This is a genomic window from Pseudomonas sp. IPO3747 (assembly GCF_013385245.1).
In the GTDB taxonomy this organism is placed as follows: Bacteria; Pseudomonadota; Gammaproteobacteria; order Pseudomonadales; family Pseudomonadaceae; genus Aquipseudomonas; species Aquipseudomonas edaphica.
The window spans coordinates 111,418-132,121 of the sequence record NZ_JACAQL010000026.1 but is presented as its reverse complement, the minus strand read 5'-3'; the positions used below and the strand labels follow the sequence as shown (position 1 = coordinate 132,121).

General features: G+C 59.6%; 17 protein-coding genes and 1 pseudogene. 10 read left to right on the top strand and 8 right to left on the bottom strand.

Going from position 1 to position 20,704, the window contains the following annotated elements; translation table 11 throughout:
* Positions 1–5: 5 nt before the first annotated feature.
* From pstA to HX790_RS27380, 5 genes are all read left to right on the top strand, one after another.
* A complete protein-coding gene (pstA, locus tag HX790_RS27400; RefSeq protein WP_017135800.1) occupies positions 6–1,676 on the top strand; it encodes a phosphate ABC transporter permease PstA in 1,671 nt (556 codons plus the stop codon).
* A 210-nt stretch (positions 1,677–1,886) separates the two neighbouring features.
* Entirely contained in the window at positions 1,887–2,720 is an 834-nt protein-coding gene (gene pstB, locus HX790_RS27395; RefSeq protein ID WP_017135801.1) for a phosphate ABC transporter ATP-binding protein PstB, read from the top strand.
* Positions 2,721–2,831: 111 nt separating this feature from the next.
* Positions 2,832–3,593, top strand: coding sequence for a phosphate signaling complex protein PhoU (gene phoU / locus HX790_RS27390; protein WP_016971674.1), 762 nt, complete (start codon positions 2,832–2,834; stop codon positions 3,591–3,593).
* Between the two features lie 168 nt (positions 3,594–3,761).
* Positions 3,762–4,658: a response regulator gene (locus tag HX790_RS27385; protein ID WP_017135802.1), complete on the top strand. Its 897-nt coding sequence runs from the start codon at positions 3,762–3,764 to the stop codon at positions 4,656–4,658.
* Between the two features lie 122 nt (positions 4,659–4,780).
* Positions 4,781–5,452, top strand: coding sequence for a peptidoglycan DD-metalloendopeptidase family protein (locus tag HX790_RS27380; protein WP_017135803.1), 672 nt, complete (start codon positions 4,781–4,783; stop codon positions 5,450–5,452).
* 4 nt (positions 5,453–5,456) lie between these two features.
* On the opposite strand, the gene HX790_RS27375 is transcribed toward HX790_RS27380, so the two are convergent.
* From HX790_RS27375 to phoB, 3 genes are all read right to left on the bottom strand, one after another.
* Positions 5,457–6,797: a hemolysin family protein gene (locus tag HX790_RS27375; protein WP_017135804.1), complete on the bottom strand. Its 1,341-nt coding sequence runs from the start codon at positions 6,795–6,797 to the stop codon at positions 5,457–5,459.
* A 269-nt stretch (positions 6,798–7,066) separates the two neighbouring features.
* A complete protein-coding gene (phoR, locus tag HX790_RS27370; protein ID WP_178111008.1) occupies positions 7,067–8,353 on the bottom strand; it encodes a phosphate regulon sensor histidine kinase PhoR in 1,287 nt (428 codons plus the stop codon).
* Positions 8,354–8,434: 81 nt separating this feature from the next.
* Positions 8,435–9,124 (bottom strand): phosphate regulon transcriptional regulator PhoB, encoded by a 690-nt coding sequence (phoB, locus tag HX790_RS27365; RefSeq protein ID WP_003195617.1) that lies wholly within the window; start codon positions 9,122–9,124, stop codon positions 8,435–8,437.
* A 154-nt stretch (positions 9,125–9,278) separates the two neighbouring features.
* Here phoB and HX790_RS27360 point away from each other — a divergent pair, with 154 nt between their 5' ends.
* Positions 9,279–9,656 carry a hypothetical protein gene (locus tag HX790_RS27360; protein WP_017135806.1) on the top strand — a complete coding sequence of 126 codons (378 nt, stop codon included), beginning with the start codon at positions 9,279–9,281 and terminating at the stop codon, positions 9,654–9,656.
* 101 nt (positions 9,657–9,757) lie between these two features.
* On the opposite strand, the gene ubiA is transcribed toward HX790_RS27360, so the two are convergent.
* Positions 9,758–10,648, bottom strand: a complete 891-nt coding sequence (gene ubiA / locus HX790_RS27355; RefSeq protein ID WP_017135807.1) for a 4-hydroxybenzoate octaprenyltransferase — start codon at positions 10,646–10,648, stop codon at positions 9,758–9,760.
* Entirely contained in the window at positions 10,648–11,211 is a 564-nt protein-coding gene (locus tag HX790_RS27350; RefSeq protein ID WP_176992511.1) for a chorismate lyase, read from the bottom strand. Before HX790_RS27350 ends, ubiA begins: the two co-directional genes overlap by 1 nt.
* A 195-nt stretch (positions 11,212–11,406) precedes the next feature.
* On the opposite strand from HX790_RS27350, the gene HX790_RS27345 reads away from it, so the two are divergent.
* The 4 genes from HX790_RS27345 to HX790_RS27330 all read left to right on the top strand — a co-directional run bounded on the left by HX790_RS27345 (position 11,407) and on the right by HX790_RS27330 (position 14,467).
* On the top strand, positions 11,407–11,574 hold the full coding sequence (locus HX790_RS27345; protein WP_003213373.1) for a rubredoxin: 168 nt from the start codon (positions 11,407–11,409) through the stop codon (positions 11,572–11,574).
* Positions 11,575–11,610: 36 nt separating this feature from the next.
* Entirely contained in the window at positions 11,611–12,759 is a 1,149-nt protein-coding gene (locus HX790_RS27340; protein ID WP_176992510.1) for an NAD(P)/FAD-dependent oxidoreductase, read from the top strand.
* Between the two features lie 191 nt (positions 12,760–12,950).
* Positions 12,951–13,226 carry an HU family DNA-binding protein gene (locus HX790_RS27335; protein WP_003213368.1) on the top strand — a complete coding sequence of 92 codons (276 nt, stop codon included), beginning with the start codon at positions 12,951–12,953 and terminating at the stop codon, positions 13,224–13,226.
* A gap of 779 nt (positions 13,227–14,005) precedes the next feature.
* Entirely contained in the window at positions 14,006–14,467 is a 462-nt protein-coding gene (locus HX790_RS27330) for a type III secretion effector protein (RefSeq protein WP_099550244.1), read from the top strand.
* Positions 14,468–14,624: 157 nt separating this feature from the next.
* Here HX790_RS27330 and HX790_RS27325 read toward each other — a convergent pair.
* From HX790_RS27325 to HX790_RS27315, 3 genes and pseudogenes are all read right to left on the bottom strand, one after another.
* Positions 14,625–15,716 (bottom strand): annotated as a pseudogene (locus HX790_RS27325) (type IV secretion protein Rhs); the annotation flags it as partial.
* 16 nt (positions 15,717–15,732) lie between these two features.
* Positions 15,733–16,302: an Imm26 family immunity protein gene (locus HX790_RS27320; protein ID WP_017134641.1), complete on the bottom strand. Its 570-nt coding sequence runs from the start codon at positions 16,300–16,302 to the stop codon at positions 15,733–15,735.
* Between the two features lie 13 nt (positions 16,303–16,315).
* Positions 16,316–20,704: an RHS repeat-associated core domain-containing protein gene (locus HX790_RS27315; protein WP_176992509.1), complete on the bottom strand. Its 4,389-nt coding sequence runs from the start codon at positions 20,702–20,704 to the stop codon at positions 16,316–16,318.

Here is a 20,704-nt window from a genome sequence, read left to right as displayed (position 1 = left end):
AGTCTGTGAAACAGAACTCCCTGAATGGATGGTTCAAGAGCGGCGCCCCCGGCGTCTGGATCAGCGGTGGCGCGGTGTCCATCGCGGTCATCATGACCATTGGTTTGCTGGCCGTGATTGCCGTGCGTGGTCTGGGCCACTTCTGGCCGGCCGACCTGATCCAGGCCAACTACAGCGTGCCTGGCCAGGAAAACCATATCGTCATCGGCGAAGTGGTGCAGAAGGAAGAAGTGCCGCGCGAACGCCTGAAAAGCGCGGGCCTGCCGGTGCCGGACCAAGGCCCGGAATTCATGACCCGCGAGCTGATCAAGGTCGGTAACCGCGACTTGAATGGCAACGACTTCACCTGGATCGTCGGCGAGTGGTTGAAAGACCAGACCACCCCGAAGAACCTGATGGCCATCGAGCGTCGTGAGTGGGGCAACTTCTACGGCACCCTGGTCAACGTCAAGCAAGATGGCAAGGTGATCGCCGAAGGCGAAGCCGCATGGCCGGAGCTGCAAGCCCGCGTCGATCGTGTGAACAAGTTGGCGGCCCAGCTCAAGAGCCTTGAGAAAACCGACATCGGCGCGATCAACGCTGGCCTGGAACGCATCCGCCTGCACGGCCGCAAGCTGGAGCTGGAAGGCAAGCTCGACGCTGCGGCCCAGGCCGACATGGACTCCGGCCGCGCCGAGCTGAATGCCCGTTACCAGGACATCGAAGCGCGCCTGGCCGACCTGCACACCCAGTTCAACCGCGACAGCCTGACGGCCCGCGACGGCAACGGCAAAGAAATCGAAATCGGCATCGGCAAAGTGGTGCACGCCTACCAGCCGAACGCCATGGGCACCCTGACCAAGGTGGGTTTCTACTTCAGCAAGGTCTGGGAATTCTTGAGCGACGACCCACGGGAAGCCAACACCGAAGGCGGGATCTTCCCGGCCATCTTCGGCACCGTGATGATGACGCTGATCATGGCGATGATCGTGACCCCGTTCGGCGTGCTGGCGGCGGTGTACCTGCGTGAATACGCCAAACAGAACACCCTGACCCGCATTATCCGTATCGCGGTGAACAACCTGGCCGGCGTACCGGCCATCGTTTACGGCGTGTTCGGCCTGGGCTTCTTTGTGTATGTACTGGGTGGCTCGGTCGACCGTTTGTTCTTCGCTGAAGCTCTGCCGGCGCCGACCTTCGGTACGCCTGGCCTGCTGTGGGCTTCGCTGACCCTGGCGCTGCTGGCGGTGCCGGTGGTGATCGTGGCCACTGAAGAAGGCCTGGCGCGGATTCCTCGTACCGTGCGTGAGGGTTCCCTGGCACTCGGCGCAACCAAGGCGGAAACGCTGTGGAAGATTGTGCTGCCGATGGCCAGCCCGGCGATGATGACCGGCATGATCCTCGCCGTGGCCCGCGCCGCCGGTGAAGTGGCGCCGCTGATGCTGGTGGGTGTGGTCAAGCTGGCACCGTCGCTGCCGCTGGATGGCAACTACCCTTACCTGCACCTTGACCAGAAAATCATGCACCTGGGCTTCCATATTTATGACGTTGGCTTCCAGAGCCCCAACGTCGAAGCCGCACGACCGCTGGTATACGCCACCGCCTTGCTGCTGGTGCTGGTGATCGCCACGCTCAACCTGTCGGCGGTGTGGATTCGTAACCACCTGCGCGAAAAATACAAGGCGCTGGACAGCTAAAGCGATCCCCTGTGGGGCCGGCTTGTGTGGGAGCTGGCTTGCCTGCGATAGCATCATCGCGGTGTGGCTGACACACCGCGGTGCCTGCATCGCGGGCAAGCCCAGCTCCCACACAAGCCAGCTCCTCAAGGGTCCAGAGACAGACACAGATTTTTGAGTAAACCGCCCCGGCGGTTCAACCAAACGAATTGGTAGCACAGGGAGCATCCCATGCAACATGAAACCCATACCCACGGCATCAACATGTCGGCCCTGGGTCGCGACAAGCAGAGCCTGAGCCTGGCCCAGGAAACCGTGGCCATCGAAGTTCCGGGCCTGAGCCTGTACTACGGTGAAAAGCAGGCGCTGTTCGACGTCAGCATGAACATCCCCAAGCAGCGCGTGACCGCCTTTATCGGCCCGTCCGGCTGCGGCAAGTCCACGCTGCTGCGCACCTTCAACCGCATGAACGACCTGGTTGACGGTTGCCGCGTAGAAGGCGCGATCAACCTGTACGGCACTAACATCTACCGCAAGGGCGAAGACGTGGCCGAGCTGCGCCGTCGCGTGGGCATGGTGTTCCAGAAGCCGAACCCGTTCCCCAAGACCATCTACGAAAACGTGGTTTACGGCCTGCGCATCCAGGGCATTAACAAAAAACGCATCCTCGACGAAGCCGTTGAGTGGGCCTTGAAAGGCGCGGCGTTGTGGGACGAAGTTAAAGACCGCCTGCACGACTCGGCACTCGGCCTGTCCGGCGGCCAGCAGCAGCGTCTGGTGATCGCCCGCACCATCGCCGTGGAGCCGGAAGTGTTGCTGCTCGACGAACCCTGCTCGGCACTCGACCCGATCTCGACGCTGAAAGTCGAAGAGCTGATCTACGAACTCAAGTCCAAGTTCACCATCGTCATCGTGACCCACAACATGCAACAGGCGGCGCGGGTTTCCGACTACACCGCGTTCATGTACATGGGCAAGCTGGTGGAGTTCGGCGACACCGACACCTTGTTCACCAACCCGGCGAAGAAGCAGACCGAAGACTACATCACCGGTCGTTACGGCTAGCCCCAGCTGCAAGCCGCAAGTTTCAGGCGGCAAGTGGAAGCAGTTTGATCAACGACACACATCAGCTTGCAGCTTGTAGCTTGCGGCTTACAGCTTTTGCGGAGCAAACCCATGATTAGCAAAGAAGGCCTTACCCACCACATCTCCGCGCAGTTCAACGCCGAGCTTGAGGAGGTGCGCAGCCACCTCCTGGCGATGGGCGGGCTGGTGGAGAAGCAAGTCAACGATGCCGTTACTGCGTTGATCGAGGCCGACTCTGGCCTGGCCCAGCAAGTGCGCGAGATTGATGACCAGATCAATCAGATGGAACGCAATATCGATGAAGAATGCCTGCGCATTCTGGCCCGTCGCCAGCCGGCGGCCTCCGACCTGCGTTTGATCATCAGCATCTCCAAGTCGGTAATCGATTTGGAGCGCATCGGCGACGAAGCCACCAAAATCGCCCGCCGCGCTATCCAGCTGTGCGAAGAAGGCGAGGCGCCACGCGGTTACGTGGAAGTGCGCCACATCGGTGACCAAGTGCGCAATATGGTGCGCGATGCGCTGGACGCTTTCGCCCGCTTCGACGCCGAATTGGCGTTGTCGGTGGCGCAATACGACAAGACCATCGACCGCGAATACAAGACCGCACTGCGCGAGCTGGCCACCTACATGATGGAAGACCCGCGCTCTATCTCGCGGGTCTTGAACATCATCTGGGTATTGCGTTCCCTGGAACGGATCGGCGACCACGCGCGCAATATCTCGGAATTGGTGATTTACCTGGTGCGCGGCACCGACGTGCGGCACATGGGCCTCAAGCGCATGAAAGCCGAAGTTGAAGGCACGGCCGATCAAATCCCTAATGTTCCGGGCGAAACTGACGATAAGTAAGGTTGCCCGAGACATTAACGCCCGGCCTTTGGTCGGGCGTTTTCGTTTGTGGCATCTGAATTTATTTGCGCAGCAGGAGCAATAAGTCCTTCTGTGACCAGCGAGTTTTGGCAAAATGCCATCAGTCAGGCGTTTTGCATGCCGAAGTTTTAATAGGATGAAGGGTCGATGAGTAAAGTCAGTGTATTGGTGGTGGACGACGCCTCGTTTATCCGCGATTTGGTGAAGAAGTGCCTGCGCAACTACTTCCCAGGCATCAAGATTGAAGACGCGGTAAACGGCAAAAAGGCGCAATCCATCCTGATGCGCGAGACCTTCGACCTGGTGCTGTGCGACTGGGAAATGCCTGAGATGTCTGGCCTTGAGCTGTTGACCTGGTGCCGTGAACAAGCCCATCTCAAAGCCATGCCGTTCGTGATGGTGACCAGCCGTGGCGACAAGGAAAACGTAGTGCAGGCGATCCAGGCCGGGGTTTCCGGTTACGTCAGCAAGCCGTTCACCAACGAGCAACTGCTGAACAAGGTCAAGCAGGCTTTGCACAAGATCGGCCGTCTCGACGCCCTTATCGCCAGCGCGCCGACCAAGATGAACTCGGCCTTCGGCAACGACTCTCTCAATGCCTTGACCGGCGGCAAGCCCGAGGCGGCCAAACCGGCGCCGATAGCTGCGCCGAGCAAAGGCCTGCTCAACAGCCAACCGGTGCAAGCGCCTGCTGCCTCGCCTGCCGGCGGTCGCGGCCAGGGCCAACTGCGGCTGTCCAGCGGCAACCAGCAATGTGTGATCAAGGCGCTGAGCATTAAGGAAGCGTTGCTGGTGGTCCGTCGCGGTGAAGTGCTGCCCCAGGTGCTGGAAAGCGCCGTGCTCGACCTTGAGCAAGGCGAGAACGCCGAAGTCGCGCGCCTCAACGGCTACCTGCACGCCATCGTCGCCTATGAGCCACGGCCTGACAGCGACTGGCTGCAACTGACCTTCCGGTTTATTGACCAGGATGCGCAGAAGCTCGACTACATCTCCCGCCTGATCGCGCGCGGTACGGCGCAGAAGCATTTTGTGCCGGGTGCGTGAGCTACAGAGCAACACTTAACCAGTGTGGGGCTTGCCCGCTCCACAGTTGATCTTCTGTGCTTCACGCAGTGTTGTCATCAACCCTTGTTAGCCTGCCGAACAGTCATCCCGGCAGGTACGTCATGTTCATTCGCCTAGTCCTGTTCTGTGGGCTGGCCACGGTTTGCACTTCGACCCTGGCCATGACCCTCTACAAAACCACCGATGCCAATGGCGTGGTGTCTTTCAGCGACCGGCAAACGCCGGGCGCCCAGGCATTTATGATGCAGGAGCGCCGGGTGGAACGGACCAAACGGCCGGTGCTGGATATGCCCACATCAAGTTATCCACAGCAAGCCTATCGCTATCCTTTGCCTTGGCGTGGTGGGCCGTTTCGCTTGACCCAAGGCCCTAACGGCAGCTTCAGCCACACCGACGCCAAGAGCCGCTACGCCATGGACATCGCCATGCCCGAAGGCACACCAATCATTGCGGCGCGTAGCGGGATGGTGGTGAAGACCGAAAATAACCAGGCCGGGCGCGGTAATGACGCGTCCGGGAATTTCGTGCGCATACGCCACGATGACGGCACCGAGGGCGTGTATTTGCACCTCAAGCAAGGTTCGGTCAGCGTAAGGGCAGGGCAGCGTGTGGTGGTGGGAAGCCCACTGGCGTTGTCGGGCAATACCGGCAACAGCAGCGGGCCGCATCTGCATTTTGTGGTGCAGAAGGCTTCCGAGGCCGGGCTGGTTTCGATTCCGTATGAGTTCAACCAGCCGCTTGGCAAATTGCCCAACTTTGCGTTGGGCAATTGAGGCGTCAATCCAGCAGCAACACCTTGGCCAGGACGATCTTCGGCCCTTTCATCTTCTTGATGATGATGCGCAAGCCTTCAACTTCCAGCACTTCTTCCTCTTCCGGCACGCGTTTCAACGTGTCGTAGATCAAGCCGGCCAGGGTTTCGGCTTCGATGTGGTCCAGGTCCACGCCCAGCAGGCGCTCCACCTTGAACAGCGGCGTGTCGCCACGCACCAGCAGTTTGCCTGGCTGGTAGGCGAGGATGCCGCGCTCGGCCTTGCGGTGTTCGTCCTGGATATCGCCGACCAGCACTTCCAGCACGTCTTCCATGGTCAGGTAGCCGATGACTTTGCCGTCGGCTTCTTCCACCAGGGCAAAGTGCGCGCCGCCTTTGCGGAACTGCTCCAGCAGCTGTGAAAGCGGCATGTGCCGCGAGACACGCTCCAGCGGGCGGGTCAGCTCGGCCAGGTTGAACGACTCGGGGATGTGGTCCAGGGCAGCCAGTTCCAGCAGCAGGTCCTTGATGTGCAGCAAGCCGACAAACTCGTTGCGATCAGCGTCATACACCGGGTAACGGCTGAATTTGTGGCGGCGGAACAACGCGAGGATTTCCTTGAGCGGGGCGTTGAAGTCCAGGGTCACCAGGTCTTCGCGGGAGTTGGCCCAGTCCACCACTTCCAGCTCGCCCATTTCCACGGCCGAAGCCAGTACGCGCATGCCTTGGTCGCTTGGATCCTGGCCACGGCTGGAGTGCAGGATCAGCTTGAGTTCTTCGCGGCTGTAATGGTGCTCATGGTGCGGGCCGGGCTCGCCTTGGCCGGCGATACGCAAGATGGCGTTGGCGCTGGCGTTGAGCAGGTAGATCGCCGGGTACATGGCCCAGTAGAACAGGTACAGCGGCACCGCCGTCCACAGCGACAGCAGCTCGGGTTTGCGAATTGCCCAGGACTTGGGGGCCAATTCACCGACCACGATGTGCAGGTAGGAAATCACGAAGAAGGCGGCAAAAAACGACACGCCTTTGATCACTTCAGGCGATTGCACGCCGATGGCGCCCAGCAATGGCTCGAGGATGTGCGCAAAGGCCGGCTCACCGACCCAGCCCAGGCCCAGGGAGGCGAGGGTAATACCCAATTGGCAGGCCGACAGATAGGCGTCGAGCTGACTGTGGACGGTGCGCAGGATCTGCCCGCGCCAGCCGTTCTTGTGGGCGATGGCCTCGACCCGGGTGGCGCGCAGTTTGACCATGGCAAATTCCGCCGCAACGAAGAAACCGTTGAGCAGTACCAGGATCAGTGCAAAAAGAATCATGCCGAAATCGGCGAAGAGTGTAGCGAGGGTGATACCAGGGGAAGGGTCCATGATGGGGTTTTGCAGGTTCCGTGTGTTCAATAAGGGGTGACAGACAGGCCTGAAAGGCAGGCGCAAGTCGGCCAATGTAGCGGCTGACGGGGCGCTTGCCTAGTGCCCGCTGCCGGGCGGAGCCTGGAAAGCCTTCTGCCAAACCATGCAAATCCAATGTAGGAGCTGGCTTGCCTGCGATAGCGGCCTGCCAGTTGAGTTGATTTCAGCTGACCCACCGCCATCGCAGGCAAGCCAGCTCCCACACTTAGATTTACGTTGTTTTCGGGTTATTCATCTGTGCCGATCACCCGCGAGCGGGTCATCTGCGCCGGTGGGAAATGGCAGGTAAAGGTGCTGCCATGCCCCAGCACGCTGCTGATCTCCAACCGTGCGCGGTGGCGCAACAGCACGTGTTTGACGATCGCCAGGCCCAGCCCGGTGCCGCCGGTGTTGGAGTTGCGGCTTGAGTCGACGCGGTAGAAGCGTTCGGTCAGGCGCGGCAGATGCTTGGCGTCGATACCGATGCCGGAGTCCTGCACGCTCAAGTGTGCGCCGTGCTCATCGCTCCACCAGCGGATGCGGATATTGCCCTTGTCCTGGGTGTACTTCACGGCGTTGAACACCAGGTTGGAAAAGGCGCTGCGCAACTCACCTTCGCTGCCTTTGAGCAATACCTGCGGGTCGGCTTCCAGTGTGATCTGTTGCCCGCGCTCGCCGGAAAGCGCCTGGGCGTCATTCTTGATGGTCTGCAGCAGGCTTTGCACCGCCACCGGATGGTTGTCCGACGGGTAATCGGTGGCTTCCAGCTTGGCCAGCAACAGCAGGTCATTGAGCAGGGTTTGCATGCGTGAGCCCTGCTGTTGCATCTGCTGCAGGGCACGGCTCCAACGCGGGTTGATCTCGTCGACGTTGTCCAGCAGCGTCTCCAGGTAGCCGCAGATCACCGTCAACGGTGTGCGCAGTTCGTGGGAGACGTTGGCGACGAAGTCTTTGCGCATCTGTTCCAACTGGTGAATGCGCGTTACGTCGCGCACCAGCATCAGGTGCTCGTTGTTGCCATAACGCGTCAGGTACAGCTGGATGCGCACGCGGTCATTGGTAGGCGAGGGGATTTCCAGCGCTTCTTCGTAGTTCTCCTGTTCGAAGTACTCCTTGAAGCGCGGGTGGCGCACCAGGTTGGTCACCGGCTGACCGCTGTCCTGGGGCGTCTTGAGGCCCAGCAAGGTCTCGGCAGCGCGGTTCCACCACTCCAGGTTGCCGTCGCTGTCGAGCATGATCACCGCGTCTTTGAGCGCAGCGGTAGACTCCTGCACCCGGTCGATCACCGCCTGCAGGCGCCCGCGAACCCTTTGGTCGCGGCGTTGCAGGTGGTAGATGCTGTCGAACACTTCGCCCCACAGGCCGTAGCCGTCGGGTGGTGCTTCGTCGGGTTTGTGCTGGCGCAGCCATTCATGCAGGCGCAGCAATTGTTTGAGGGTCCAGCCCAGGTACAGGCCGATACCAACGGCCAGGCTCCAACCGTAATAACCGCTGATCAAACCCACCACCAAGCAACCGGTGATCAACAGAAGCATGTGGCGAATCAGGGTGCCATGCCAGTTCTGGTTCACTTAAACATGCGTCCTTGTCAGCTGTTAAGGAAAGGAAGGGCCGGCTCAACCTTTGGTGGAAAAGCGATAGCCGGTGCCGCGCACGGTTTGTACCAGATTCTCGTAGGCATCGCCCAAGGCTTTGCGCAGGCGGCGGATGTGCACGTCAACCGTGCGCTCCTCCACATACACATTGCCGCCCCACACCTGGTCCAGCAATTGCCCACGGGTATAGGCGCGCTCCTGGTGGGTCATGAAAAATTGCAGCAGGCGGTATTCGGTCGGCCCCATCTCGGCCGGCTTGCCGTCGATGGTCACGCGGTGGCTGATCGGGTCCAGGATCAGCCCGTCGACTTCGATCGGCGCTTCGCCATCGGTAGGGCCGGCACGGCGCAGTACGGCCTTCAGGCGCGCTACCAGTTCACGTGGGGAAAATGGCTTGGTGATGTAGTCATCAGCGCCGACCTCCAGGCCCTGGATCTTGTTGTCCTCTTCACCCTTGGCGGTGAGCATGATGATCGGGATATCCCCGGTCAATTCGTCACGTTTGAGGCGACGGGCCAGTTCGATGCCGGAGGTGCCGGGCAACATCCAGTCCAGCAGGATCAGGTCCGGCTTGCGGTCGACAATAATGGCATGGGCCTGCTGGGAGTTCTCCGCCTCCAGGCAGTCATAGCCGGCCATTTCCAACGCAACGGCGATCATCTCGCGAATGGGCGCTTCGTCGTCAACGATCAGAATGCTCCTGCCAACCATGCTCAAAATCCTCTTGTCATTTAACTGTCTTGCGCCGCATTAGATAACGGAATTATTGCAGTCGTGTGACAGTAATTTAGACGATCGGGCAATTCACGGCACTCTGGACTACCCTTTGGGTCCGAATCCTGACAACCACAAAAGGAAGGTTCCGATGACTTACAGCACTGTTTCATGGAAAGCCCTGTTGGTATCGGCGGCGTTGACGCTGCCGGGCCTGGCGTTTGCGGCGGAGCCGGCGATGACTCACGACGGAATGTTGGTGGATCACAAGGGGCTGACCCTCTACACCTTTGACAAGGATGCCGACGGCAAGTCGGTGTGCAAAGACCAGTGTGCGACCAACTGGCCGCCGCTGAAGGCTGAGTCTACTGACAAGTCGATGGGTGATTGGACAGTCATTACCCGCGACGACCAGACCAGTCAGTGGGCTTACAAAGGCAAGCCTGTCTACACCTACAAGGATGACAAGAAGGCGGGTGACAAGACCGGTGATGGCAAGGGCGGGGCGTGGCACGTAATCAAGCCCTGACCACGCAGTGCGGCTGAAACCATCGCGGGCAAGCCCGCTCCCACAGGGGAATGCGTTCCAAATGTGGGAGCGGGCTTGCCCGCGATGGCGTCAGCACTGACTTACCGAAACCCGTAATCCGCCACAATCCCGACAAAAATCGCCAACCCCGCCCAGTGGTTATGCAAAAACGCCTTGAAGCATTTCATCCGATCCTTGTCCCGGGTGTACCAGAATTCCCAGGCAAAACAGCCCGCCGCCGCCAGCAACCCCAGATGGAACCAGCCACCCAGCTCGAACCGCTGCCCCGCCAATAGCAGGCACACCAGCGATAAACCTTGCAGGGTCAGAATGATCACGCGGTCCGCATCGCCGAACAGAATGGCGGTGGATTTCACCCCGATCTTCAAGTCGTCATCGCGGTCGGTCATCGCGTAATACGTGTCGTAGCCCACCGTCCACAGCAAGTTGGCGATGTACAGCAGCCACGCCGTGGCCGGCAAATGCCCGGTCTCGGCAGTGAATGCCATCGGCATGCCCCATGAAAACGCCGCGCCCAGCACCACTTGTGGGTAATAGGTGTAGCGCTTCATGAACGGGTAGCTCGCCGCCAGCGCCAGGCCGCCCAAGGACAGTAGGATGGTGGTCGCGTTGGTCAGCAGCACCAGCAGAAAACTGATGCCCATCAGCACCGCAAAAAACACCAAGGCCTCTTTGGAACTGATCTTGCCGCTCACCAGCGGCCGTTGCTCGGTGCGTTTCACATGGCCGTCGACCTTGCGGTCGGCCCAGTCATTGATCACGCAGCCGCCGGCGCGGGTCAGCACCACGCCCAGCACGAAAATCACTATATTGAGCAACGACGGCGAGCCCTTGCCCGCAATCCACAGCGCCCAAAGCGTCGGCCACAACAGCAGGTAAATGCCGATGGGTTTGTCCATGCGGGTCAACTGAATGAAATCCCACGCCCTGGGGTTCAGGCGGTTCAAGGACTTGAGCAGACGTTGATACATCAGCAGTTCTCCGGATGGTCATGCAGCGCATGCCAGAAGCTGGGCAGGAAAATTTCCGCGACCAGCACGCTCAACGGCCCGCGATCAAAGCGCGAGCGGCGCGCCCACAGGCCATTGGCCTGGTCGGCGCTCGGCAGCCATTGCCGTGGGTAATGGCATACCTCGATCGCCTGGCGAGTGAAGGCCTGATCGCAGAACAGCAACTCGCCCAGCGAACGGCTGCCCAATTCGTCCATGTGCAAGCCATCGCCCTGCAAGGCACTGCGCGCCGCCACGCTGCGGGCAAACACCCACGGTTGGCCATGCCCGCGCAAATACACTTCGCGTACCCAGCCGACCGTGGCCGGGGCCATACCCAGCGCTGCACATTCATCCTCGCGCAGTGGCTGCCAGCCTTCGAACAGTGGCGTCACGCTGAAGCCGTCGTTGGACAGCCACGTAAGCCGGCGCGTCAGCGAGCCTTCGTCGAACAGCCAGTTGAGGGTCAATGGCGCGGGCATTGGGCTCAGAAGGCTCTGGGTCAGCCATTGGCAAGCATCGGGACAGGCGATTGAGTGCGGCACGGTGAGTCAGTTTTGGCAGTAAAAGAGGCGGCGAGCTTACCATGGCGTCCTGAACTTTTGCCGGGCTGAACCGGCCGTTTGCGCCGAACATGCTTGCATCTGCCGGCCTCGATCAGTACAAAACGCCCTGAGCCGCACGGCAACGTTGGTCTATCGACCGTCGGCCAAGATGCCTGGACCCTGAGGAAGCAAGTAATGAAGAAGTGGCAATGTGTAGTCTGCGGCCTGATCTATGACGAAAAAGACGGCTGGCCGGATGACGGTATCGCACCGGGCACCCTGTGGCAGGACGTCCCGGAAGACTGGCTGTGCCCGGACTGCGGCGTGGGCAAAATGGATTTCGAAATGATCGAAATCGGCTAAACATCGGTTTAAGAAACGTACTACAAGGAGAAAGGAATGAACGCACCTGTCGTGATCATCGGCACAGGGCTGGCCGGTTACAACGTGGCCCGGGAATTTCGCAAGCTCGACAGCGAGACCCCGTTGCTGCTGATCACTGCGGATGACGGGCGCTCCTACTCCAAGCCCATGCTCTCCACCGGCTTTGGCAAGAACAAGGAAGCCGATGGCCTGAGCATGGCTGAACCGGGCGCCATGGCCGAGCAACTCAAGGCCGAAGTGCGCACCCACACGCGCATCAGCGGCATCGACCCGGGCCACAAACGCCTGTGGATCGGCGAGGAAGCGGTAGCCTACCGCGACCTGATCCTGGCTTGGGGCGCAGAAGCCGTGCGCGTGCCGGTAGAAGGCGATGCGGCGGAACTGATTTTCCCGATCAATGACCTTGAAGATTACGCACGCTTCCGTGCCGCTGCTGCCGGTAAGCGCCGTGTGCTGCTGCTGGGCGCGGGCCTGATCGGCTGTGAATTCGCCAACGACCTGATACTTGGCGGCTATGAAATTGATCTGGTCGCACCCTGCGAGCAAGTCATGCCGACTCTGCTGCACCCAGCAGCGGCTGGCGCTGTGCAAGCCGGGCTGGAAGGCCTCGGCGCGCGGTTCCACTTGGGCCCGGTGCTCAACCGCTTGCAGCGCACGGCGGATGGCCTGGAAGCGCACCTGTCGGATGGTGAAGTGATCCACTGCGACCTGGTGGTCTCGGCCATCGGCCTGCGTCCGCGCGTGGACCTGGCTGCTGCCGCCGGCCTGCAGATCAACCGTGGAATCATGGTGGACCGCCACCTCAAGACCTCCCACGCCAACATCTACGCCCTGGGCGACTGCGCCGAGGTCGATGGCCTCAACCTGCTGTACGTGATGCCATTGATGAGCTGCGCCCGCGCCCTGGCCCAAACCCTTGCCGGCAACGCCACCGCCGTCAGCTATGGGCCGATGCCGATCACCGTCAAAACCCCGATCTGCCCTCTGGTGGTATCGCCGCCGCCACGCGGCACCGAAGGCGTGTGGAGCGTCGAAGGGCAGGGCGCCGACATCAAGGCCTTGTGCCGCGACGCCAGCGGCCGCCTGCTGGGTTATGCGCTGACCGGCAGCGCCGTCATGGAAAAACTTGTCCTTAACAAAGAACTTCCGCCATTGCTGGCGTAAATGCCGGTCGTTCTGTCGGAATCAGCACCTTCTTACCCCCAGAAAGGTCGCCGCGAGACTGGCGGAGCGTGCGAGGGCATGCCATCCTCACTCCCGTCTGCCGCAGAGTAGAGCCTGCGGCGCCTTGGGCGCTGCTCCACCAGAGAGCAGCACGGACATAACAACAAAAAACCGTCAAAGAGGCTTCACTTATGCGTAAACCAGAACTCGCAGCCGCTATTGCAGAAAAAGCAGACCTGACCAAAGAGCAGGCCAACCGCGTCCTCAACGCCGTTCTCGAAGAAATCACCGGCGCCCTGCACCGCAAGGACAGCGTCACCCTGGTGGGCTTCGGCACCTTCCTGCAACGCCACCGCGGCGCCCGCACCGGCAAAAACCCGCAAACCGGTGAGCCAGTGAAAATCAAGGCGAGCAACACCGTTGCATTCAAGCCGGGCAAGTCGCTCAAAGACAGCGTCAACCCGTAATAGCAGGACCGTCTGAAGGGAGGCGGGTTGGTAAGAAAATGGGCACGCCGACTGGGTTGGGTGCCCATTTTTGTTGGGCGTCGTTAAAGCGGGTGATGGCACCGGCACTTCAATGGCTCTAAAGGTGGGGGGCAAAGCAACGGGTCGTCTCGATGTTTTTTATAACTATTTAAATGTTCAGATTCAGCGCAGCAGTCACGCGTACGGAGTTAGGCTGCTATTTGAGTTGGAACGGTTTTGCTTTATGCAACCACGTATAGGCTGAGGTTGCAGGGAGCCCTCCTTAAGTCGATAACTTACTTGGAGAAAAAATGAAACTATCCAATCAAGCCTATGTTCCCCTCCTTCCGCCCCTGACTAACGTCGATGTGGCACAACCAAAACTACCGGTGCCACCAGGACTACTCGATCAGTCCTCCCAACCGACTAAACCGGGCGCGCATACATTAGATCCAAATGCTTACCCTGAAGGTACCGCTGAGGAGCATAGTAATAGAACGATCAGGGGTTTTAGGTTTCGCCCCAGAATACCTGCAACAAGGCCACTCAAACCGCCAAAACCGCTAACGCCACCTAAACCACCTAGGCCCGCACCCTCGGCGAGTAGGCCAAGCAGTGTTGCGAGTGCTGCCAATACCGCCAGGGCTGTTGGCGCTTTGCAGTTCCCTCCCATTGCCTCCTCACTGGCCACTCAGGCGCGAAACTCGTTCGTTGAGGCGGGTGTAAGTACCCTGATCAACCTTCCACTCAGCGTTGCCCAGCATGTAACGTCGAAAGCCATGACGGATAGAATTGACGCGCAATCGAAAATGCCCGGCGCAGAGAAAAAGAACGTAGACGGAACAAAGAGTACTGTAGATCCGTCCGCGACAGATCAACAAAAAATAGAAGCACGCCTGGAAGGTGCTGAAATAAAAACAGAGTTATTGGCCAACACCATTCTGTCCATCAACGAAGGGGCAGACGCTAACGCGGTAGGTAAAGACCCCGCGGCGTCAACCGACATCAATGCGCGATTGACCGGCCTTGAGAAGAGGATGGACACAATAGAGGGGCAGATGGAAGGCATCGCTGAACGATACGGACTTGTCTACTGCCCCTATTCCGAACCTGAATCTTCGCAAGCACCGACAGATAAGTCTCGTGTAGAGACTATTGAGCAGCGCTACAAGTATATGAATACAATGGTTAAAAAATTGAAAGCTGCCAAGGAAATCGATAAAGAGGATGATGCGGAATAAGATTTTTTAAGAAAGGGAGGAGGGGACAGATTTATTTAATTTTGCTGAGTTTAATAAAGTTGTCTCCTTTTCCGTTGTTGTTGCAGGGTAGGTGTTAGCGGAAAAGGGGACGCATTTATTTAAGAGCTAGAGTGAGATGAGAAATAAATCTGTCCCCATTTTTCCCCTCAACCAACCGACTTTCCGCGTCATACGCAAACCGCTGCACCCCTCGCTTGGCGCTGCGCTTCTCGACCATTCGCCCAAACGCGTCGTAGCGATAACGCTTGTCCTGATACGTCAGCAGCTTGTTATGCACCACCAACCCGGCGCCTGCGTGCGGGCCATCCAGCAGGTTGGCGGCGGCGTCGTAGGCAAAGGTTTCGCGCTGCCCATGCAGGCTGTCCTGGCTGGCGATGATGCGGCCGGTGGCGTCGTAGTGCAGCAGTTGGCGATGTTGCGCGGCGGGTTGCTGGTCGAGTTTGCCGATCAGGTTGTCGGCGGGGTCATATTCGAACTGTTTTTGCGCTGTCGCCGGCATCAACGATGGCTGAGCCGCAAGACGCCGTTGGCGTGAGCGCAGGCGGCCGCTGCGGTCGTATTCGCTGCGGGTGCTGAGCTGGCCCTGGGTGCGCAGCACTTCGCGGTGCAGGCGGTCGCGCTCGAAATCGCTGATGACCTGGCCGTCGAGGTTGATCTGGTGCAGGTGGCCGAGTTCGTCGTAGTGATGTTACAGGTTGCCACCGGCACTCTGTTCGGCAAGTAACTGGCCGAGGGCGTCGTAGGCGAAACCCAGCGCCTGGGCGTTGCCTTGCAGATCAGTGAAGGTCACAGCCGTGAGCTGATCTACCGCATCGTAGCTGTAGTCGGTGCGGCCATCGTCGGTGGTTTTGGCGACCAGTCGGCCGACCGCATCACGCTCCAGCCGATGAACGATGGGCGCGGGTGGCGTCTCGGGCACCACCGCCAGTCCATTGCCATAAGGTGCAGGATGAGCAGTCACCGCGGTGATGTTGTCGAGCAAGTCATAGTTGTAGCGTTTGGCGCTGCCGTCGAAGTCTTGCTGCTCGGTCAGCCGATCCCTGGCGTCCCATGCGAACCGATAGCTCTCACCGTTCTCATTGACCAGCGCTTGCAGCCGCCCGTAGCTGTCGTAACCAAATTGCACCTGCCGCCCATGGGCATCGGTGCGCTGGCGTACCTGGCCACGCCGGTTGTGTTGGTAGAGCGTGGTGTGCCCGGCGGGGTCGGTATAGCCATAAAACCTGCCCTCTTTTCTCCCGTTTTTATTGGGCGGCGAATAATGCTTGTGCGCTGAGTGCGGCCTTATTTACTCGTTCTGAGGCGATGGTGCTATCAATGCGCAAGTCGGGGGGTAACTTCTCATAGTCCATCGGCTCAGCATCAGAGATCGCTCCACGTAAGTGTGCGATCACCCTGAAAATAATGTGATGCATGCGCCAGCAGATGGATGGCTCAATGTTGTTCAGCTGTTGCTCTGTAGCGGGCTTGCTGACACCGCCTACCCAGATTTCTGACTCGAACGCGAATTGAATTTCGTCATATCCAGAGGACTCTTTTTTGTAGTCCGGATCACTGAAAAGGATCTTCCATCGAGGAATTTCCGAGAAAAGCATGCTGCAGAAAATCGGTCGGAACAGACGTGTGGAGGTGTCTACCTCGCTCAATGACACGGGTATTTGCGTATAAAATTTCGCAAAAACCTCGATCAGATGCCCCAGCGCAGGGGGAATGAGCTCGATATAGCGGGCAATAACAAACCCAGTCTCATCTGAAGAATTGAGGGCCGGGATATAAAAAAGATCGCCCGGTTTAGGTGACTTCAGGGTTTTCATGCAATGGCCTCATTTATGTACAGGATTTGACTTTGCTTGGTTTGAGGCCCAGCGCCTTCGCCGCAACTTTATAGTTTTTATAGTGAGATTTTCCACGCGCATCAGTGCGGCCTTTATTAATGGGTTCAATGACGTTGCCTGGGAATTTGCCCTTCGTTTTGTATTTCTCGCGATACGCTTGTTCATAGCCCTTGGCTTGAGTGTAAGTCATCTTGCCATCCTGGCCCTTCAACACTTTAAGCTCCCCTTTTCCGAGACGTGTGGACCTGTCGTGCTGTTTTTCACGTGCGGCGGGAAGTTGCTCTGTGTGACCAATGTAATACGGTGTTTTGGCATTGGGGGCGTAGAGTCCGTATACATAAAAACCAGGTTTGTTCAGCGGTGTTTGAACCCAGCCTAGTGGATCGCTCCAAGTAAAGGGATTTGCGCCGTACAAGTAGAGATTCAGGCCACCTTGCAACCCAATCGGATCCGGCGTCGTAAACCGTCCCATATCCGGATCATAAAACCTGAACGTATTAAAATGCAGCCCCGTCTCCCGGTCCAGATACTGCCCCTGAAACCTCAGGTTCTGCTCCTCAATGTAATAAGGCTCACGCACCTCTTCCAGCGTGTTGCCCCACACCCGATAAGTCGCCTGCCAGAGCATGTGGCCATCAGCCTCGGTCAACTGCTCCGGCAACCCATTCAGGTCGTTGTGGTAGTAACGAATCTTCTGCAACGGCCCGGCACCGTCCACGCGAGCCAGAGGCTGATAGCCTTCATCCTCATAAACGTACAGGCTGGTCTGGCTGTGTTTATGCTCCTGCAACAAGCGCAGGCCATCCCACATGAACTGCGTTTCCCCCAGCGGACAACCATCACCGTCATGCTCGGTTTTCCCAACCCTGCGCCCCAGCGGGTCGTAAGCCATCCTGACCACGCTACCATCGTCATTACGCACCTCAACCAACCGGCTCTCAGCGTCATACGCAAACCGCTGCAGCCCACGTTTGGCGCTGCGCTTTTCAATCATCCGCCCAAACGCATCGTAGCGATAACGCTTGTCCTGATACGTCAGCAGCTTGTTATGCACCACCAACCCGGCGCCTGCGCGCGGGCCATCCAGCAGGTTGGCGGCGGCGTCGTAGGCAAAGGTTTCGCGCTGCCCATGCAGGCTGTCCTGGCTCGCGATAATGCGGCCGGTGGCGTCGTAGTGCAGCAGTTGGCGATGTTGCGCGGCGGGTTGCTGGTCGAGTTTGCCGATCAGGTTGTCGGCGGGGTCATATTCGAACTGTTTTTGCGCTGTCGCCGGCATCAACGATGGCTGAGCCGCAAGACGCCGTTGGCGCGAGCGCAGGCGGCCGCTGCGGTCGTATTCGCTGCGGGTGCTGAGCTGGCCTTGGGTGCGCAGCACTTCGCGGTGCAGGCGGTCTCGCTCGAAATCGCTGATGACCTGGCCGTCGAGGTTGATCTGGTGCAGGTGGCCGCTGCCGTAGTACAGGCGGTTGAGCCAGCGGCCGTCCGGCAGCTGGGTCTGGATCAGGTTGCCGAGTTCGTCGTAGTGGTGTTGCAGGTTGCCACCTTCACTCTGTTCGGCAAGCAACTGGCCGACAGCGTCGTAGGCGAAACCCAAGGCTTGGGAATTGCCTTGCAGATCAGTGAAGGTCACAGCCGTGAGCTGATCTACCGCATCGTAGCGGTAGTCGGTGCGGCCATCGTCGGTGGTTTTGGCGACCAGTCGGCCGACCGCATCACGCTCCAGCCGATGAACGATGGGCGCGGGTGGCGTCTCGGGCACCACCGCCAGTCCATTGCCATAAGGTGCAGGATGAGCAGTCACCGTCGTGATGTTGTCGAGCAAGTCGTAGTCGTAGCGTTTGGCGCTGCCGTCGAGGTCTTGCTGCTCGGTCAGCCGATCCCCGGCGTCCCACGCAAACCGATAGCTTTCACCGTTCTCATTGACCAGCGCTTGCAACCGCCCGTAGCTGTCATACCCAAACTGCACTTGCCGCCCATGGGCATCGGTGCGTTGGCGTACCTGGCCTCGCCGGTTGTGTTGGTAGAGTGTGGTGTGCCCGGCGGGGTCGGTGTAGCCCACCAACTGCCCGCTGGCGTCGCGCTGATACTGCTCGGTGCGCCCATCCGGTAATTGGCTGCTGAGCAAACGCCCCTGGGCGTCGTAGCTGAACTGCGTGCGTTCACCCAAGGCATCAGTGATGACCTGCAAATAGCCACGGTCGTCGTAGCTGAAACGCGTCGGGTAGCCCGAGCAGTCGATATGTTCGACCAACTGCCCAAACGGATTCCAGCGCAGTTGTTTGCTTTTGCCAGTGGCATCAATGATTTCTACTGGCTGGCCGTGGGCGTCATAGCGGTAACGGGTGATATAGCCCAGCGGATCGGTCTCGGCGATGCAATTGCCGCGAGGGTCGTAGCGATACTGCCAGCTGTTGTCGGCAGCGTCGGTTTCCACCAGCGGCAAAGCCCAATGCTCCAGCCACAAGGTCGAATCACTACGGCCCAACGGGTCGGTTTCGCCGATTACGTTGCCGCTCTCGTCGTAGCTGTACTCATAGCGCCCACCCAGCGGATCAGTCGCGCTGAGCAACTGACGTTCGTCGTTCCATTCGAAAAGCCAAGTCTGGCCGAGGTTGTCGCTGTACTGAATGATCTGATGCTGAGTATTCCAGTACCGCGTGCTCACGCGCTGCAGGCCGTCGATGATGCGCGTGAGGCCAGCCTGCAGGTCATAGTCGAACTGGTAAGCGTCGCCCTCATCGGTCCAATGCCGAACCACGCGCCATTCCAGGCCTTCGATCAACGCCCACTCATAGAAACAGCGCAATCCGGTGGGTAATTGATGCTCCACCATTCGGCGCCCGGCATCGTAGGCAAAACGCCGCTGCACTTGATCGGTTGCATCACGCACTTGCGCCAGATTGCCCGCCGCGTCGTAGCCGTAGCTCACCAGCACTTCGCGACGTTGATCCGGGTACAGGCGTTCGATGCGGCTCAGATAGCCCTGATCGCGGATCAGCTCAACCTGAACCAGATCGAACGTATCGCGCAGGCGCACCAGGTGGCCGGCTTCGTCATAGTCGAGGTAGATGCGGTTGTCGTTACGATCACCCAGTTGGCTCAGACGCAGTTGCGACGGGTTTGCTGGCGCAGCTTCGAACAAGCGGTACATGCCGTCGTCGCTTTCGATCAGCAATTGCCCATTGAGGTGTCGCCGCACCGCAAGCCCTTCACCGGCGCTGAACACCGCGCCGCCCAACGGAATCGAGCCCATGTCGATGGGCCGCCCCTGCTCATCGGTATAGACCAGCGTTTCTCCGCCCTCGGGATGCGGCTGAATGTCGACGCACACCTCGTAGGGCACGCTCCAACCGGCGCCAAACAGGCTGCCCGGGCGTTCATCGCGGCTGTTGTAGAAGCGCTGCCAGTCAATCGGCAGGATACCCGGCAGCACAAAATCCAGGTCGTCGACATCACCCAGTACCTTCGCGCCCGTCGCGGCATGCACCGGATTCGACGAGCCCATCGCGGCGTTGGCCGCAGCGCCCATCGCGCTGCTGATGGCCATCGACGTCGCGCCGCTGACCAACATGCACGGCAACTTGCTGAAGAACTTGCCCTTGCCACCCTTGAGCATCAACAGCGCTGCAACCGCCAGCCCGACTCCGGGCGTCTTGCCACTGCGAATCTCACGCACCACCACCGAACCGCCACCAATGGTCACGTTGGAGGAAATCAGCCCGGACGACACCACCGTCGCATCGCAGGTACTGCGATCACCACTGCGCACGGCGGGTTGGCCGTTGACCGTGACTTTTTCCGACCCCTCGGCCAGAAACTGCGGCGGCATGGGCGGGTGCTTCATACACACCACCAGGTCCAACGGCTTGGGCACAGCGCCTGGCGCAGGGGTGGCAACGGTAGGACGCCACATCTGCGAGAAGAACCCCTCGGCCATGTCCAGGAAGCTGGGTTCTGGTGCGGGCGGGGGGGCTTCCAGCTCGGTACCGGCCGGTTCGACATGGGAGCTGATTGCTCCCGCAGCGCGGGCGGCTGGCATCTTGTTGGTCAGGGTGTTGGTGGAGCCGGTGAGAATGTTCGCCTGCACCGTGGGCGGAAACAGGGCGTTGCTAAAAGCGTCGCATAAATGGGTCAGCCCTTTGTCTGCTCCGCTCTTGCTCATCAGCAGGCCGACAATCGTGCCCACCACCGCGCCGAGCAGGATGCACCCAAGCCCGCCTGTGGCGACGGTGATACCGGTGACCGCCACCACGGCAACCGTCGCCGCAGCCGTGATCGCGATATTGGCCGCCACCTCCAGCACACCGCCGAGGATGTCCGCCATCATCGAAGTGTGGGACAGCGCATCGCCCATCCGGGCTGCCCATAACGGGTCAGACAT